The sequence below is a fragment of the Bradyrhizobium sp. SZCCHNS3016 genome (assembly GCF_032484535.1).
In the GTDB taxonomy this organism is placed as follows: Bacteria; Pseudomonadota; Alphaproteobacteria; order Rhizobiales; family Xanthobacteraceae; genus Bradyrhizobium.
Genome location: NZ_JAUETE010000002.1, coordinates 397,204 through 411,944, shown reverse-complemented (window position 1 = coordinate 411,944; position 14,741 = coordinate 397,204). Strand labels below are relative to the sequence as shown.

The 14,741-nt window shown below is 66.3% G+C and carries 14 protein-coding genes; 6 read left to right on the top strand and 8 right to left on the bottom strand.

Features of this window, described 5'->3' with window-relative positions:
* Positions 1–49: 49 nt before the first annotated feature.
* The 4 genes from QW881_RS06120 to QW881_RS06105 all read right to left on the bottom strand — a co-directional run bounded on the left by QW881_RS06120 (position 50) and on the right by QW881_RS06105 (position 4,327).
* Complete coding sequence (locus QW881_RS06120) at positions 50–781, bottom strand: SDR family NAD(P)-dependent oxidoreductase (RefSeq protein ID WP_315736432.1); 732 nt, start codon at positions 779–781, stop codon at positions 50–52.
* Complete coding sequence (locus QW881_RS06115; protein WP_315758746.1) at positions 774–2,162, bottom strand: fatty acid--CoA ligase family protein; 1,389 nt, start codon at positions 2,160–2,162, stop codon at positions 774–776. The genes QW881_RS06120 and QW881_RS06115 overlap by 8 nt, the downstream gene beginning before the upstream one ends.
* Positions 2,149–2,394 (bottom strand): acyl carrier protein, encoded by a 246-nt coding sequence (locus QW881_RS06110; protein WP_315716519.1) that lies wholly within the window; start codon positions 2,392–2,394, stop codon positions 2,149–2,151. Before QW881_RS06110 ends, QW881_RS06115 begins: the two co-directional genes overlap by 14 nt.
* Positions 2,395–2,521: 127 nt before the next feature.
* Positions 2,522–4,327, bottom strand: a complete 1,806-nt coding sequence (locus tag QW881_RS06105; protein ID WP_315758747.1) for a long-chain-acyl-CoA synthetase — start codon at positions 4,325–4,327, stop codon at positions 2,522–2,524.
* A 176-nt stretch (positions 4,328–4,503) separates the two neighbouring features.
* On the opposite strand from QW881_RS06105, the gene QW881_RS06100 reads away from it, so the two are divergent.
* Positions 4,504–5,490: a tripartite tricarboxylate transporter substrate binding protein gene (locus tag QW881_RS06100; protein ID WP_315758748.1), complete on the top strand. Its 987-nt coding sequence runs from the start codon at positions 4,504–4,506 to the stop codon at positions 5,488–5,490.
* A gap of 26 nt (positions 5,491–5,516) precedes the next feature.
* Here the strand turns inward: QW881_RS06100 and htpG are convergent, their stop codons facing one another.
* Together htpG and QW881_RS06090 are read right to left on the bottom strand one after the other, a co-directional pair.
* Entirely contained in the window at positions 5,517–7,388 is a 1,872-nt protein-coding gene (gene htpG / locus QW881_RS06095; protein WP_316158369.1) for a molecular chaperone HtpG, read from the bottom strand.
* A gap of 68 nt (positions 7,389–7,456) precedes the next feature.
* Positions 7,457–7,975, bottom strand: coding sequence for a MarR family winged helix-turn-helix transcriptional regulator (locus QW881_RS06090; RefSeq protein ID WP_315758750.1), 519 nt, complete (start codon positions 7,973–7,975; stop codon positions 7,457–7,459).
* Between the two features lie 130 nt (positions 7,976–8,105).
* Here QW881_RS06090 and QW881_RS06085 point away from each other — a divergent pair, with 130 nt between their 5' ends.
* From QW881_RS06085 to QW881_RS06065, 5 genes are all read left to right on the top strand, one after another.
* Positions 8,106–8,648 carry a VOC family protein gene (locus tag QW881_RS06085; RefSeq protein WP_315758751.1) on the top strand — a complete coding sequence of 181 codons (543 nt, stop codon included), beginning with the start codon at positions 8,106–8,108 and terminating at the stop codon, positions 8,646–8,648.
* A 51-nt stretch (positions 8,649–8,699) separates the two neighbouring features.
* On the top strand, positions 8,700–10,337 hold the full coding sequence (locus tag QW881_RS06080) for an FAD-dependent oxidoreductase (RefSeq protein WP_315758752.1): 1,638 nt from the start codon (positions 8,700–8,702) through the stop codon (positions 10,335–10,337).
* Positions 10,334–10,528: a DUF2783 domain-containing protein gene (locus QW881_RS06075; protein ID WP_315758753.1), complete on the top strand. Its 195-nt coding sequence runs from the start codon at positions 10,334–10,336 to the stop codon at positions 10,526–10,528. The genes QW881_RS06080 and QW881_RS06075 overlap by 4 nt, the downstream gene beginning before the upstream one ends.
* A 247-nt stretch (positions 10,529–10,775) precedes the next feature.
* Positions 10,776–11,426 carry an Mpo1-like protein gene (locus QW881_RS06070; protein ID WP_315758754.1) on the top strand — a complete coding sequence of 217 codons (651 nt, stop codon included), beginning with the start codon at positions 10,776–10,778 and terminating at the stop codon, positions 11,424–11,426.
* A gap of 126 nt (positions 11,427–11,552) precedes the next feature.
* Complete coding sequence (locus QW881_RS06065) at positions 11,553–11,963, top strand: hypothetical protein (protein WP_315736422.1); 411 nt, start codon at positions 11,553–11,555, stop codon at positions 11,961–11,963.
* A 715-nt stretch (positions 11,964–12,678) separates the two neighbouring features.
* On the opposite strand, the gene QW881_RS06060 is transcribed toward QW881_RS06065, so the two are convergent.
* Together QW881_RS06060 and QW881_RS06055 are read right to left on the bottom strand one after the other, a co-directional pair.
* Positions 12,679–12,852: a hypothetical protein gene (locus QW881_RS06060; RefSeq protein ID WP_315736421.1), complete on the bottom strand. Its 174-nt coding sequence runs from the start codon at positions 12,850–12,852 to the stop codon at positions 12,679–12,681.
* Positions 12,853–12,938: 86 nt separating this feature from the next.
* Entirely contained in the window at positions 12,939–14,639 is a 1,701-nt protein-coding gene (locus tag QW881_RS06055) for a hypothetical protein (protein WP_315758755.1), read from the bottom strand.
* Between the last annotated feature and the right edge of the window lie 102 nt (positions 14,640–14,741).

Sequence of the window (14,741 nt, the reverse complement as noted above, 5' to 3'; positions counted from 1 at the left end):
ACGCTTGAGCGAAATCAACGGCGAGAGCGACCGATCGCCACAAATGGCCTCAGGCGGTATTGCCTGCGTCGACCGTCAGCACGGTGCCGGTGACATTGCGCCCGCCGTCGCCGAGCAGGAATTCAACCATCGCGGCCACGTCATCGGTTTCCGGCAGCCGCCGCAACGCGCTCCGGCCAGCGATGCGCCGCTGCTGCTCCTCGTCCATGCTCTGCGTCAGCTCGGTGGCGATGAAGCCCGGCGCGATCGCGTTGACGGTGATGCCGACCTTGCCGACCTCGCGCGCCAGCGAGCGCGTGAAGCCGTTGGCGGCCGCCTTGGTCGCGCCATAGACGGACAGGCCGTTGTAGCCGGTAGAGGCGATGATCGAGGAGATGTTGATCACCCGCCCTTCGCCCGCGGCCATCATGTGGCGAACGACGTATTTCGTCAGGATCATCGGCGCCAGCACGTTGAGCCGCACCAGCGCCTCGATCTCCGAATTGTGCATGGTCGCGAGCAGCCCTTCAGTGCCGAGACCGGCATTGTTGACGAGACCATAGAGCGGACCGAACTCGTCGCGGACCGACTTCACGAAGGCCGGAAGGTCGTCAACGACGCTGAGGTCGCAGGCGCGGAAATGAATGCCGGCGCTGCTGGCGCTGAACTCGGCCATCGCGGCGCGCAGTTCGTCGCTCTCCCGGCGGGCCACCGCGATGACGTCATAGCCCGCTCCCGCGAGCCTGCGCGCGATGGCGAGCCCGATGCCACGGCTGCCGCCGGTGACGAGAACATTATGCATCGGCGCGCGCCAGCTTGCCGGCCGGTGTGACGTCGAGCGCCGGCACGACGCGGATCGTCGCCGGCACCTTGTGAGCCGCGAGACGCGCGCGACACGCGGCGAAGATCTCGTTGCGAACCGTCTCACTCCGCGCCGGATCGGCATCCGCCGTCAGCACGACCTCGGCCACGACGATGCCGCCGGTGATCGGGCTGCGTCGCGACTTGGCGCGCGACATCCGCACCTCGGGATGGCCGTTGATCACGGCTTCGATCTCTTCGGGATGGACCTTGAGCCCGCCGACATTGATGATGCCGTTGCGGCGTCCGACGAAGTAGTAGCGATCGCCGCGCAGCTCGACCATGTCGCCGGTGTCGACATAACCATCCGTGTCGGTCAGGGCGGCGGCAGAGCGTCCGACGTAGGCGTGCGCCGCGCGCCTGGAGCGGATGCGCAGCGAGCCGTCGACGACCTTCATGTCGACGGCCCCGCGGCCCTCGCCGAGCAGCGTCGCAGGAAAACCCTCCAGCCCATCATTGACCGCGAAGCCGACGCCGGCCTCCGTCGAGGCGTAGGCATGACCGATCGAAGCGCCGGGAAATGCCTGCTTCAATCCGTCGAGCACGGCCTGGTCGGCGATCTCGCCGGAGAGACGCACGTAGCGCGGCGCAAAGCCTTCCACCGACCCACTCATCAGCAGCTTGCGCCAATGCGACGGCGTTCCGGACATGTGAGTGACGCCGCGTGCGTTGAGGCGCGCGATGTGGTCCGTGAGCCCCTCGCCCGGATCCGACAGCACCATCGAGCCGCCGCCGACGATGGCACGCAGGAAGATCTGCAGGCCGCCATAGCGGCGAATGTCGTAGAAGGTCGCCCACACCGGCATCGCTTCGCCAGGTACGGGGCGGTCGCCGATGATGGCGCCGCACAGGCCCTCGAGCGTATGCCCGACAATCTTCGGCACGCCCGACGTGCCTGATGTCAGCATCAGCCATTCGGTGGCGCGCACCGTCTGCACCACCTCGGCAGAAGGCTGCGGCAAGGCGACCTCGATCACGAGATCCGCGCCGCAGGCGTCGAAACGCTGGACCTCATCGGTCACGATGACGTCGATGTCCGCATCGGCGATGATGCTGGCGAGATGCTCGCCCTTGAGATCCGGCGGACACAGCAGCAGGCGCCGCGCGACGCCGTCGATCTCGATCAGCGCGAGGCCGGCGAGCAACTGGCCGGAGGTCGCCAGCAGCACCGAACGTCCGTTGAGCTCTTTGGCGCGGCCGCCGAGGCAGCTTCCACGCGAGAGCTCGGCGAGCGATAGGACGTGACGCGGATCGGAGATCGTCCGCTCGGTCAGCGCCGCCCCGAGATGGTCGCGAAGGGCGAAGATCTCACGCGGGGACATTCTCATAGGCCCCGATGAAGTCGCCTATCGTGTTGGGGAACGTCACATCCTCGGACAGTGTGAACGGATCGACGCCGAGATCGTCCTCGAGACGGGCGACCAGGATGGCAAAAGCGAGCGAGTCGAAGCCGGTCTCGTGCAACGTCAGCTCGTCGGTCAGCGGCGGCAGCTTGACCTTCTGCTCGTCCGCAATCTGCTTGATCGCTGCAATGATTCTTAACCGTACCGACATGGGCCAATCCGCTCACTGTTCAAACGATGAAACCGACCATAGGACGAGAAGGTGAAGGAAGCCGGACTTGCCAGCCATCTTTCGGGACCGTTGGTAAATACCCATCATGGCCTATGATTAAAATCATCTACAAACGAACCTCGCCGGCGAGGATCCGCGCATGGATATCCCGATCGAGCAGGCAATAGGCACCCGTCCCGGCGTCCCGCACGTAGAGCGGCTCGTGCACGATCGACGGATCGAAGCCGTCGCGCATCAGCTCCCGCTTCTTCTGCTTGAAGGTCTCCGTCGACTGCAGCGACGACATGATGCGCAGCGCCACCGGGCGCGCATAGGGCGGCAACCGGCAGGCAAGTTCTAAAGAGAGGCGATCGAGATCGAAGCTCTCGCCGACAACGAGCGCCGCCATGCCGGCGCGTCCATCGCTGCCCGGCACGACGACACCATAGGTCGATGCTTCCAACACGCCGGGACATTGCAGGATCGCCTCGTTCACCTCGCTGGTCGCAACGTTCTCGCCCTTCCAGCGGAAGGTGTCGCCGACGCGATCGACGAAATAGAAGAAGCCTTGGTCATCCTGGCGCATCAGGTCGCCGGTGCGGAACCAGGCATCGCCCTTGGCGAAGACGTCGCGCAGGATCTTCTTCTCGGTCTCGCCCGTATCGGTATAGCCCTCGAAGCGGCCGCCTCCCTGGTCCGCCGTACCGATGCGGCCAATGGCCTCGCCGATCTCGCCGCGCGTGCAGAGGAGGCACAGCCCGTCAGCTCCGCGCAAGGGTGCGCGCTGGTCAGCGTCCAGCTTGATGATTTCGGCGGGAAAGCGATGCGCGAGCAGCGACGGCACGCGCCCGATCGATCCCACCCTGCCCTCGACATTGTAGAGTGAGAAGTTGCCTTCGGTCGCGGCATAGAATTCCAGCACCTGGGGAATGACGAAGCGCGCCTGGAACGCCTCCCAGACGTCACCGCGCATTCCGTTGCCGCAGGCGAGCCGCAGCCGATGGGCGCGGTCGAAATCGGACGGCGCGGCGGCCAGCAGATAGCGGCAGAGCTCGCCGATATATTGCACCAGCGTGCAATCGTGACGGACGATGTCGCGCCAGAAATTGCGCGCCGAGAATTTCTCGGCGAGCGCCGCCGCACCGCCGGCGCGCAGCATGCTGCAGGGCGCGACGATGCCGCCGACGGAATGATAGACCGGCAGACAGTCATAGAGACGATCGTCGGGACCTGCACCGGTGAGGCCGGCAAACCAGCCGCCCCAGTTCATGATGCGGCGATGGCTGATGCTGGCGGCCTTGGGCAGGCCCGTCGTGCCGGAGGTGTAGATCAGCAGCGCGCGGTCGTTGATCGTCACGGCGCGGCGCTCAGTTGCGTCGAGCGCGTGCGTATCCATCGCGGCGACCGCGACGTCGAGATCACCGCCGTCGGCAACCCAGACACGCGGCCCGCCCGCGATCTCCGGCGCAACCTCCGTATAGGCTTCGTGGAAGTCCTTGGAGACGATCACATGGACTGGCCGAGCCACATTGATGCAATGCGCGAGCGACGGTCCGATCAGATTGGTGTTGATGAGCGCAACCACGCCGCCGACGAGGCTGACTCCAAGCCAGGCGGCCAGGTAGTCGGGCCGGCCCGGCATCATCAAAGCGACCGTGTGGCCAGGCTCGATGCCGTTGGCCAGCGCCCAGCGGGCGTATTGGTTGATGCGCGCAGACAGGGCGGAATAGCTCAGCGTCTCGCGATCGGAGACGAGCGCCGGCCGTTCGGGTTGCTTCGCAGCCCAGTCGTCCACCACGTCGGCGAACAGCCGCGCCGGCTCTGCCTCGATGCGCGAGGTCAGCTCGATCGCCTTCAGCCAGATCTTCGCCGCCGACGGCTTCCGAGGGGCCGGGTTGAGTTCCACAGATCGATCCGACTGCCCGGAGTTCATGAACGCCCTCACCCCAATTCGGCGTGCTTATAGGCCGGGTGGCCTGACCAGCCGTTAACCGGGAGGGTTAACCGGCCGAGAGTGCGTCGCTGTTGATGCGAATGCGATCCTTTACGAAGTTCTCGGAAATGCCGGTTAGCGTACCGCTCCCAGAACATGCCAACGCGAAGGCCGGCATGCCCAAGGACACGATGACACGACGCGCATTGCTGCGCTGCGCCGGCTGGAGCAGCGTTGCAGCCATGACTTCGACCACGGCGTTCGCCGGAGTTGATGCGCCCTATCCGGCTCAGCCCGTCACCTGGGTCATTCCGTTTGCCCCGGGCGGAGCCACTGGCCGGCTGTCGCTCTTGATCTGCGATCGGCTGACCCGCCGACTGGGCCAGCCCTTCGTGCTCGATCACCGGCCGGGTGCGGGCGGCGCGACCGCCACCAAGAACGTCGCGAGCGCCCCGCCGGACGGTTACACGATCCTTGCGACCTCGACCGCCAACGTCATCACGGCCTCGATCGACGGCTCGCCGAACGCCGACGGAGGTCTCACGCCGGTCGCCGGCATGGCGCGCATGCCGCTGCTGCTGCTGGTCAGCCGGCAGCTGCCGGTCAAGACGCTGCCCGAATTCCTGGCCTATGCCAAGGCCAACCCGGGCAAGCTCAGCGTCGGCTCCGCCGGCCCCGGCACCGTCCAACTGCTGTCGGCCGAGCTGTTCCGGACCCTCGGCGGCATCACTTGGTCCACCGTGCACTATCGTGGCTCGGGGCCGGCCCTGACCGACCTCGCCTCCGGCCACATCCACGCGATGTTCGACAACGCCGCTTCCGCCGTCGACCTCCTGCGCAGCGGCAAGGTCCGGGCGCTGGCCGTCTCGACCCGCGAGCGCGCCGCCGCCTTCCCCGATCTGCCGCCGGTCGCCGACGTGCTGCCGGCGTTCGAAACCTCCGGCTTCTATGGCGTCGCAGTGCCGCACGGCACGCCGGAAGCCATCGTCGAGCTGCTCAACCGCGAGATCAACGCCGCGCTGGCCGATCCCGACATCAGCAGGCAGTTCGCGGAGGTCGGCGCCACGCCGCTCACCGGCGACGTCGGCGTCTATGCCGCGACCTACCGCGCCGAGATCATGCACTGGCGCAAGCTGGTCCCGCAGTTGAGCGCGAAGAACTGACCTCCGCGCCCGGCGACCCGCCTGCCTCAGGCCGCCGCGACGCCCTGCAGCACCAGCCGGTTGAGCCGGGCCGCGAACGCGGCCGGATCCTCCGGCAGTTCGCCGTCGAGAATCTGCGCCTGCTCGAGCAGCAGAAACGACAGGTCGTCGACCTTGGCCTTGTCGGCGGCGGCCTTCGCGACCGCGACGACCAGCGGATGGCGCAGATTGATCTCCAGAATCGGCTTGGTGCGGGCGCCGCGCGCCTGCTGCGACAGGATGCGCTCCAGCTCGCGATCGGGACCATGGCTGCCGGCGACCAGACACGAGGCACTGGTGGTAAGCCGGGTCGAGACCTTCACGTCGGTGACGTGGTCGCCGAGGCTTGCCTTGATCAGCGCGATCGTGTTGGCCTCGTCGGCGGCCGGCTGTGCCTCGTCCTCGGGCTTCGGCTCTGTCACCGGGATCGGATCGAAGTTGATGTCGCCCTGGCTCAGCGACTTCAGCGGCTTGCCGTCATATTCGAGCCTCGCCGAGGTCCAGAACGCATCGACCGGATCGGTGAGCAGCAGCACCTCGACGCCGCGCGCCTTGGCGGCCTCGAGCCGCGGATTGGACTTCAGCCGCTCGATGCTGTCACCGACCAGGAAATAGATCTCGGTCTGGTTCTCCTTGAGCCCCTCGACATACTGCTTCAGCGAGCGCTTCTCGCCTGATGTCGTGGTGAAGCGCGCCAGGGCCAGCAGCTTGTCGCGGCGCTCGAAATCCTCGTACAGGCCTTCCTTGATGACGGCACCGAACGAATCCCAGATCTTGTCGAAGTTCTCGGCGTCCTTGTCGGCGAGCTGCTCCAATTCGCTGATCACCCGCGTCGTCACCGCCTTGCGGATCTGGGCGAGCTGCGGATTGTTCTGCAGCATCTCGCGCGACAAATTGAGCGGCAGGTCCTCGCTGTCGATCACGCCGCGGATGAAGCGCAGATAGGCCGGCATCAGGTCGGCGTCATCGGTGATGAAGACGTGCCGGACATAGAGCTTGACCTTGCCCTTGCGCGCCGGCTCGAACAGGTCGAACGGCTTGGTTGACGGCGCGAACAGCAGCACCGCATAGGAATAGCGGCCCTCGGCGCGGTAGTGCAGCGTCATCGCCGGCTCGTCGAACGCGTGCGCAATCGACCTGTAGGCCTTGCTGTAATCCTCGGACGTCAGCTCGGACTTCGAGCGCTGCCATAGGGCGCTGGCGGAGTTGATCTGGCGCGGCTCGCCCTCCTCCGGCACCAGCATGATCGGGAACTGGATGTTGTCGGAATAGGCGGTGACGATGCGCTCGATCTCATAAGCTTCGAGATACTTCCTGGCGTCGTCCTTGAGGTGCAACACGATCTCGGTGCCGCGCGCCACCCGCTTGGCGTCCTCCTCGGACGCGGGTGCGACCTCGAAGCCGGCGCCGCCGGAGGAGGTCCAGGTCCAGACGTCATTCTCGCCGGCGCGCCGGCTGATGACGACGATGCGGTCGGCGACCATGAAGGCCGAGTAGAAGCCGACGCCGAACTGGCCGATCAGGCCGGTGCCGTCCTTGGCCTCGGCCAGCTTCTGCACGAACGCCTTGGTGCCGGAGCGGGCGATGGTGCCGAGATGGTCGATCAGTTCCTGGCGCTCCATGCCGATGCCGCTGTCGGCGATGGTCAGCGTATCCGCCGCCTTGTTCGGAATGATGCGGATCTGCGGCGGCTCGCTCTCGCCGATCAGGTCGGGCCTGGCGATCGCCTCGTAGCGCAGCTTGTCACAGGCGTCCGAGGCGTTCGAAATCAGCTCGCGCAGAAAAATGTCGGTCTCGGAGTAGACCGAATGCACCATCAGATGGAGCAGCTCGGAGACTTCGGCCTGGAAGGAATGGCTAACGGTCGCGGTGTCGGTCATCGTCGTGCGTTGGCCCATGCTATCAGGGGTGGAGAGAGACCGTCGATATAGCGCGGCGGCGGCACCGATCAAGCCTTCCGACCGGGGGGATCACCGGCCGATCGTTCGGCAGCTGCGAGCAGCTTGTCGATGACCGCGTCCAGGGTGGCGATCTCGGCGGCCGAAAGCACGCTCAGCAGATCGGCCTCGCGCGCCAGCGCATGGGGCACGATTCTGCGGTACAGCGCCCTGCCGGCGGCCGTCAGCGCTACGATCCGCTCCCGTCCATCCGCGGGATCGCGGCTGCGGCCGACGATCCCGCGCGCCTCCAGGCTCTGCATGGCGCGGCTGACGTTCATCTTGTCGAGCGTCGTCAGCCGGCCAATCTCCTTGGTCGGCAACCGCGGCTGCTCGCCGAGCGCCGCCAGGATCCGCCATTCCTGGCGCGACAGCGCGAACCGGTCGGCATAGACCTCCGCCACCGCCAGCGACACCTGTTCGGCGAGCCGGGCCAGCCGGTAGGGAAAATAGCGCTGCAATCGGAGCTCGCGCTCCGTGGCCGCTTCGCCTTGCTTGCGGTCGCGAATGTCGGTGGCCGGCTTCGTCATTGCGTCTCTGTCCTCGTGCTTCCAGCCCCTCGCGACCTCGATCCGATCCCAGTCGGGTTGATCTGGATCAATGCCGCATAATCGTATCATTCGTTACTATTCTGCCAACAACGATCATGGGAGGACAATCATGCAGATCGAGAAGATCCATCACGTCGCCTATCGCTGCGCCGACGCAAAGGCCACCGTCGACTTCTACAAGAAGATCCTCAACATGGACCTGCTCGGCGCCATCGCCGAGGACAAGGTGCCCTCCACCAAGGCGCCCGATCCGTACATGCACATCTTCCTCGATGCGGGAAACGGTAATATCCTCGCCTTCTTCGAGCTGCCGAACTCGCCGCCGATGGGACGCGATCCGAACACCCCGGAATGGACCCAGCACATCGCCTTCCAGGTCAAGGACATGGCGGAGCTCGAGGAAGCGAAGGCGCGCGCGGAGGCCGCCGGCCTCGACGTCGTCGGGATCACCGACCACACCATCTTCAAATCGATCTATTTCCATGATCCGAGCGGCCACCGGCTGGAGATCGCGGCCTGGACCGCGACGCCCGACCAGATCGCGCGGATGAAGTCGGTCGCCCACGCCATGGTGGACGAATGGGCGACCACCAAGAAGCCGCCGCGGCACACCGCCTGGATGCACGAGAAGGAATTCGCAGGCAGCGACTGAACGATTGCTCGTTCCGACAGTCCCGACCGCAACGCGCCAGGCGAGGCAGCCATGAGCAACTATGTCTATCCGCGATTTCCCTATGTCTGCTCGGCGGAGCAGCGCAGCGGCGAGACCCGCCGCCATCCGATCGTCGTGATCGGCGCCGGGCCGATCGGCCTGACGGCGGCACTCGATCTCGCCGCCCGCGGCCAGCCCGTGGTCGTGCTCGACGACAACGATACCGTCAGCATCGGCTCCCGCGCCGTGTGCTACGCCAAACGCCCGCTCGAGATCTGGGATCGGCTCGGTTGCGCCGCGCCGATGGTCGAGAAGGGCGTCAGTTGGAACATCGGCAAGGTTTTCTTCCGCGACCAGCTCTCTTATCAATTCGATTTGCTGCCCGAGCCCGACCACCGCTGGCCGGCAATGATCAACCTGCAACAATACTATCTCGAGGAGATTCTGGTCGATGCCTGCAACAGGACTCCGCTGATCGACCTGCGCTGGAAGCATCGGCTGGTCAGCCTCAAGCAGACCGACGACTGCGCTGATCTCGCGGTTGAGACGCCGGACGGCATCTTCACCATGGAGGCGCAATGGGTGATCGCCTGCGACGGCGCCAATTCCGATACGCGGCGCATGGTCGGCGCCGAGTTCAAGGGCCAGTTCTTCCAGGACCGCTTTTTGATCGCCGATGTCAGGGTGAAGGCGGAGTTTCCGACCGAGCGCTGGTTCTGGTTCGATCCGCCGTTCCATCCGGGACAGTCGGTGCTGCTGCATCGCCAGTCCGACAACATCTGGCGCATCGACTTCCAGCTCGGCTGGGACGCCAATCCGGACGAGGAGAAGAAGCCCGAGCGCGTGATCCCGCGCATCCGGGCCATGCTCGGCGAGAGCACCGAATTTGAGCTCGAATGGGTGTCGATCTATCAGTTCGCCTGCCGCCGGATCGACAATTTCCGTCACGGCCGCGTCCTCTTCGCGGGCGACGCGGCGCACCAGGTGTCGCCGTTCGGCGCCCGCGGCGCCAACACCGGCGTGCAGGACATCGACAACCTCGCCTGGAAGCTGGCGCTCGTGCTGCGCGGCGAGGCGCCGGAGAGCCTGATCGACAGCTATCACGAGGAGCGCGCCTTTGCCGCCGACGACAATATCCTGAACTCGACACGGGCGACCGACTTCATCACGCCGAAGACGCAAGCCAGCCGCCTTTATCGCGACGCCGTGCTCGACCTCGCACAGAACCACAGCTTTGCCCGGCCGCTGGTCAACAGCGGCCGGCTGTCGACGCCGACGCCCTATGTCGCGTCGTTGCTGAACACGCCTGACGGCGGGAGCGTCCCCGGGGCGATGACGCCTGGCACCAATGCCGCCGATGCGCCGGTGACGATCGCGGGTCAGCCCGGCTGGTTGCTGAACTGCCTCGGCTCGGGCTTCACCGTGGTCACGTTCGAGCCCGCCGTGACGGCCGAGCAGCTCAGCATCGACGGCATCACGGCGCGGGTGATCGTCGTCGGCCGCGACATCGCTGATGCCAAGGGCCTGCTCGCGGCACGATACGGCGCCTCGCCCGGCACGACCTATCTGTTCCGTCCCGATCAATATGTCACCGCCCGCTGGCCGCAGTTCGACGAGAACGCGATCACGGACGCGGTCCGGCGCGCCTGCGGCAGGCGCGGCGCGGTCCAGCAGGAGCTTGCGGCATGAGCCTGACCCTCACCCCGAACATCAGCGATCCCGACGACTTCTATGCCGAGCTGATCGGCGGCCAGCGCGACCTCAGCGAGGACGAGGCCCTGCGCATGAGCGCCAGGCTGGTGCTGCTGCTCGCCAACCATATCGGTGACCGCGCGATCCTGAGCGAGGCGATCCGGCTGGCGAGGTCGCCCGCCGGCTGATGCAGGCCACAACACGCCACATCGGCAACCGGCTTTGATCCGGATCAAAGCCGTTTCTCCGCATTTTGCGGCAGACAGAGAGAGCAGCCGGCGAGTCGTGCGCCGGCACAAAGTCCGCTCACTTGCGCACATTGCGGCTCCCGATCCGCTCCCGGTCGGTTTCATTGTGACAACATCATAATGTCACGCCACCTTCACTGAGGCCCTCTACGTCTTCGCCTCGTTCCACAACGGCACGGGGATTCGCATGTCGCGCTACTACAAGACGCTGCAGACGCAGCGCTTCGACGACTATCGCTACTATCATCAGAGCCGGATCAATCAGACGCTGCACCTGATCAGCGCCGTGATCTTCCTCGTGTGCTATGCGCTGCTGTTCAAGGATCCGGCGATGGCCGGCCTGGTCGGCTGGCTCGCGATGCTGACGCGGCAGACCGGGCACTTTTTCTTCGAACCGAACGGCTATGACCACGTCAACGGCGTCAGCAACGACTACAAGGAGGCGGTCAAGGTCGGCTACAATCAGACCCGCAAGATCGTGCTGCTGACGGTGTGGGGCCTGGTGCCGGTGGCGCTGTTCGCGTTTCCGACGCTGTTCGGCCTGTTCGCCGAGCCGACCGGCCGGATGGACTTCGTCCGCCACGTCGGCCTGCTCTGGCTCGCGGTCGGCATTGGCGGCGGTCTGTTTCGCGTCATCCAGCTGTTTGCAATGCAGGATGTCTCGACGGGCCTGATCTGGGCCTTCAAGGTGCTGACCGACCCGTTCCACAACATCGCGCTGTATTGGAAGTCGCCGCTGGCGCTGCTGCGCGGCGAGCTCATCGATCCGACCATCAAGGACGCCTCGCATTGGGGCGCCGCCGAGGACGAGGCCGAAGAAGCTGCGCATCTCACCTGATCACGAGTTCCCGCCGCCGGCCGGTCCTGCGGCGGGAGTTCTCGAACAGAGGGGCTGCAACAACATGGAACAACTCTCCTGCTACGCCGTTGCGGCCTCAGTGCTGGCGGCCTTCAGGAGCTCCCCATGTGTGACTACAGCCTCCATACTGTTGCTTCCCGCGATGCCAAAACTGCCGACGTGCTGGTCTCCTGTCGATTTCCCGGCACGGAGACCCGCGGCTTCTGCACCAAGGACGACCCGTTGACCGCCGTCTGCCTGCGGCCGGGCACGGAGCTCGCCTTCGAAGACGATGTCCGCATCAAGGGCTTCTTCTTCCGTCGCAAGGTCGGCGCCCATCTCGCCCGCTTCCGCCAGGTCGACACCAACAAGCCGACCGAACATCACGATGCGCTCGAATTCTCCAATGGCCGAATCGTCAAGGTCACCGACCTCGCCGCCGGCCAGCGCGCCCGCGTGCTGCAGATGCCGGCCGATCCGGCCGCCAAGCGCACGACGGCGCCGCTCACGATCGAGCTGCGCGCCACGCAGCTCTGAAGGCTTCGACATTGACTTCGACATGGACGATGTCGGCGCCGCGGCGCTGGCGTCGCCCATGGCCAATCGAAATGCTCGGCTCATCGAACGCGATGCGTTGCGGGAGTGAGGTCTTGCTGCGGATATCATCGACATGCGTCGTCGCATTCCCGCGGCCCGTCGGACCCGAGTGATACGGCAGTCGTCCCTCTGAAAATGAGAGGGCGCGGGGAAGGCCGGGTGTTGACCGCGGCCCATGGCCCGCCTGCAACAAGAAAAGCAGGCGGCAGTCACCACAGGTCGGGCCTGACAACCGGCCTCCCCCGCGCGATCGGTTTTAACGGTGTCCTTCGTGCTCTCCCTGGGGATCGGCTTTCTTGCCCCCATCGCCCGCGCGTGCCGTCAAGCAACGCTTGCGGACTTGACCTCAGCGTCGAGAGGCCAGGACCACACGACTTCGCCGTCCGCGCCGGACTGCGCTCGTCTGGCACAGCCGTCACGTCCATCGCAGCCCACCTCCACGTTCGTGACGACGCGTACGTCCCTCTGCACGAGGCGGGATGGGAGGAGATAAGCATTGTTTCGGAAAAATAGCAAGAGCAATTTCGCGAAATCCGCAAGCGCCTCCCTCGAGCAGGGGCGGTGCGCTCCCCTTCCCCTTGCGGGGAGGGGAGCGCACGGCGGGGCCGGCGCAGAAGGCGGAGGCTCGGGAAGCGCAGTCCGACGAATGCCTGGTTCAATCCGGCAGGTTCGTGAACCGCGGCCGCCAGACGCCGAGGATGACGTTCACGGTGGCGACGCCGAGCATGACCCAGATCGCGCCCTGCTCGGTGCCGAAGTTGGGCTGCAGCGTCGCCGGATCGATCTGGCCGGCGACGGCGCGCGCGGCCTCGTCGGCCGCTTCCTGCATCGGTCCCTGCACGGCGGCAAAGCCCCATCCGAAGACGGGGATGCCGGAAGCGAGCTTGGCGAGCGCCCAGCCGGCGCTCTCCGGCCTCAGGACGGTGAGGCCGTCCGCGGAGCAGGCTCAGGCTTCTGCACCGCCGTGCTGCCGGTGCCGCCCTGCCCGACGCGGAACAGTTGGATGTAGCTGCCGAGATAGAGCGGTGTGAGGCCGGCGACCGGCTGCTCAGGGAGCGGCGGGTCGAGCAGCAGAACGGCATCGAAGTGCGACCGCCAGCCGGCCAGATAGCGCGCGAGCTGCAACACGTCGGCGGACGGCGTGTCCGGCTGCAGCCAGCGCCACGCGGCGGGCTCGGCCAGCGGCTGCGCAAGGCGCGCGAAAGAGGGACGGACCGCCACGGGCTGCTGGCTCGGATGGGCGAACATCAGCGGCCAGAACGCCCGTCGCTCGATCACGAGCAGCGCCGCCATATGGGAATCGACATAGCGGAATCCAGGCAGGATCCGCTCGCGCCGGCTGGAGACGGGCTGCTCATGGCCATGCGCGGCGATGACGCGCGCGCCGGGCTGCACATGCGCGATCGCCGCGCGCAGTTCGGCGAGGTCGACCCTGTGATCGATCCATGCCGATGCGATATCCGCGGTCCGAATCAGCGTCAGGGCCGCGAGGACGATGCCGACGAGCGCCGCCTTCCTGCCGGGCACGACCGGCTGCAGGCCGGCGAACAGCAGCAGGCCGCACATCGCGGCAAAGCGCATATCGATGAACGTTCCGCCCAGCGCGCTCCATGGCGCCGCGACGAAGGCGACGAACAGCGCCGCCAGCGCCAGCGGAATGCCCGGCGCGACGACGATCTGGCGCCGGACGAGGATCAACACCGACAGCACCGCGACGGTCGTGATGACCGTCAGCTCGGCACTGGTGGTCAGGAACGGCGTCATGATGCGCCACAGCTTCGGCGGTCCGATCCAGGCGCCGAGTTGCAGCCCGCCCTCACCCAGCGGACAGAGCCCGTAGAGCAGCACGGCCGGGCTGAGCGTGATGCCGAGCGCGCAGGCGACGACCACCAGCTCCCGTGCAAGGCCGGGCGACCGGCGCAGCCGCCACAGCCGATCGGCCTCTCCAGCGCCGATCAGGACCGCGAAGAACAGCAGGCCGAAGATGTGGCAGAGGAAGGCGGCCGCCGCGGCGATGGCCCCCCACGCGATCGCGGGCAGCCAGCCGCGACGGCGCAGCGCCACCCAGCCGGCGGCGCCGCCGAGCGCGAGACCAAGCGAGAGCTGGAAATTCATGAAGCCGAGCAGGAAGACGCCGTCGTAGGCGATGATGCCGGCCGCCAGCGGCCACAGCGACAAGCGGCCGAACACCGCGCGGTGATAGGCGATCACGCCAAAGAGCGGCGCGAACAGGCTGAGCGCGAGCAGGATGCGGCCGCCGACATGAACGTCGGTGAAGCGCAGCAGCGCCACGCCGATCACATCCATGCCGAGATTGGGCAGGATGTGCCAGTTCGGCGCGTACATCTGCGACAGCACGGGATCGTCGGGATGCGCCAGCACGAACAGGCGCGCGAGGTGGTTCGGATAGTCGAGCACCGGCGGCACATCGACCAGCAGGAACGGCAGCGCGAGCACGATGGCGAGCACGAGCGCCAGCACGGCCCAGAGCCGCTGCATGTGGCTGGCGGTGGACGCGAACGCCGGATCGTGCAAGCCCGGGAGAGTATCTGAATGCAGGATGAGGCCGGCCGGCGCGATGGCGCCGGTCACCGACGAGCATGATTGCGAACGCATTGAGGTACCCCACTCCGCCCGGGATACTTCGATACCATCCGACCAAAGACTGCAAGACGATCAAATACAACCTTATGGTTGTGCCTAATGCCCCGTTACTTT

Bases quoted from the DNA above. Each gene is read 5' to 3' on its own strand.
- QW881_RS06120 (WP_315736432.1), bottom strand. From the start codon at position 781: ATGCATAATGTTCTCGTCACCGGCGGCAGCCGTGGCATCGGGCTCGCC.
- QW881_RS06115 (WP_315758746.1), bottom strand. From the start codon at position 2,162: ATGTCCCCGCGTGAGATCTTCGCCCTTCGCGACCATCTCGGGGCGGCG.
- QW881_RS06110 (WP_315716519.1), bottom strand. From the start codon at position 2,394: ATGTCGGTACGGTTAAGAATCATTGCAGCGATCAAGCAGATTGCGGAC.
- QW881_RS06105 (WP_315758747.1), bottom strand. From the start codon at position 4,327: ATGAACTCCGGGCAGTCGGATCGATCTGTGGAACTCAACCCGGCCCCT.
- QW881_RS06100 (WP_315758748.1), top strand. From the start codon at position 4,504: ATGCCCAAGGACACGATGACACGACGCGCATTGCTGCGCTGCGCCGGC.
- htpG (WP_316158369.1), bottom strand. From the start codon at position 7,388: ATGACCGACACCGCGACCGTTAGCCATTCCTTCCAGGCCGAAGTCTCC.
- QW881_RS06090 (WP_315758750.1), bottom strand. From the start codon at position 7,975: ATGACGAAGCCGGCCACCGACATTCGCGACCGCAAGCAAGGCGAAGCG.
- QW881_RS06085 (WP_315758751.1), top strand. From the start codon at position 8,106: ATGCAGATCGAGAAGATCCATCACGTCGCCTATCGCTGCGCCGACGCA.
- QW881_RS06080 (WP_315758752.1), top strand. From the start codon at position 8,700: ATGAGCAACTATGTCTATCCGCGATTTCCCTATGTCTGCTCGGCGGAG.
- QW881_RS06075 (WP_315758753.1), top strand. From the start codon at position 10,334: ATGAGCCTGACCCTCACCCCGAACATCAGCGATCCCGACGACTTCTAT.
- QW881_RS06070 (WP_315758754.1), top strand. From the start codon at position 10,776: ATGTCGCGCTACTACAAGACGCTGCAGACGCAGCGCTTCGACGACTAT.
- QW881_RS06065 (WP_315736422.1), top strand. From the start codon at position 11,553: ATGTGTGACTACAGCCTCCATACTGTTGCTTCCCGCGATGCCAAAACT.
- QW881_RS06060 (WP_315736421.1), bottom strand. From the start codon at position 12,852: ATGCAGGAAGCGGCCGACGAGGCCGCGCGCGCCGTCGCCGGCCAGATC.
- QW881_RS06055 (WP_315758755.1), bottom strand. From the start codon at position 14,639: ATGCGTTCGCAATCATGCTCGTCGGTGACCGGCGCCATCGCGCCGGCC.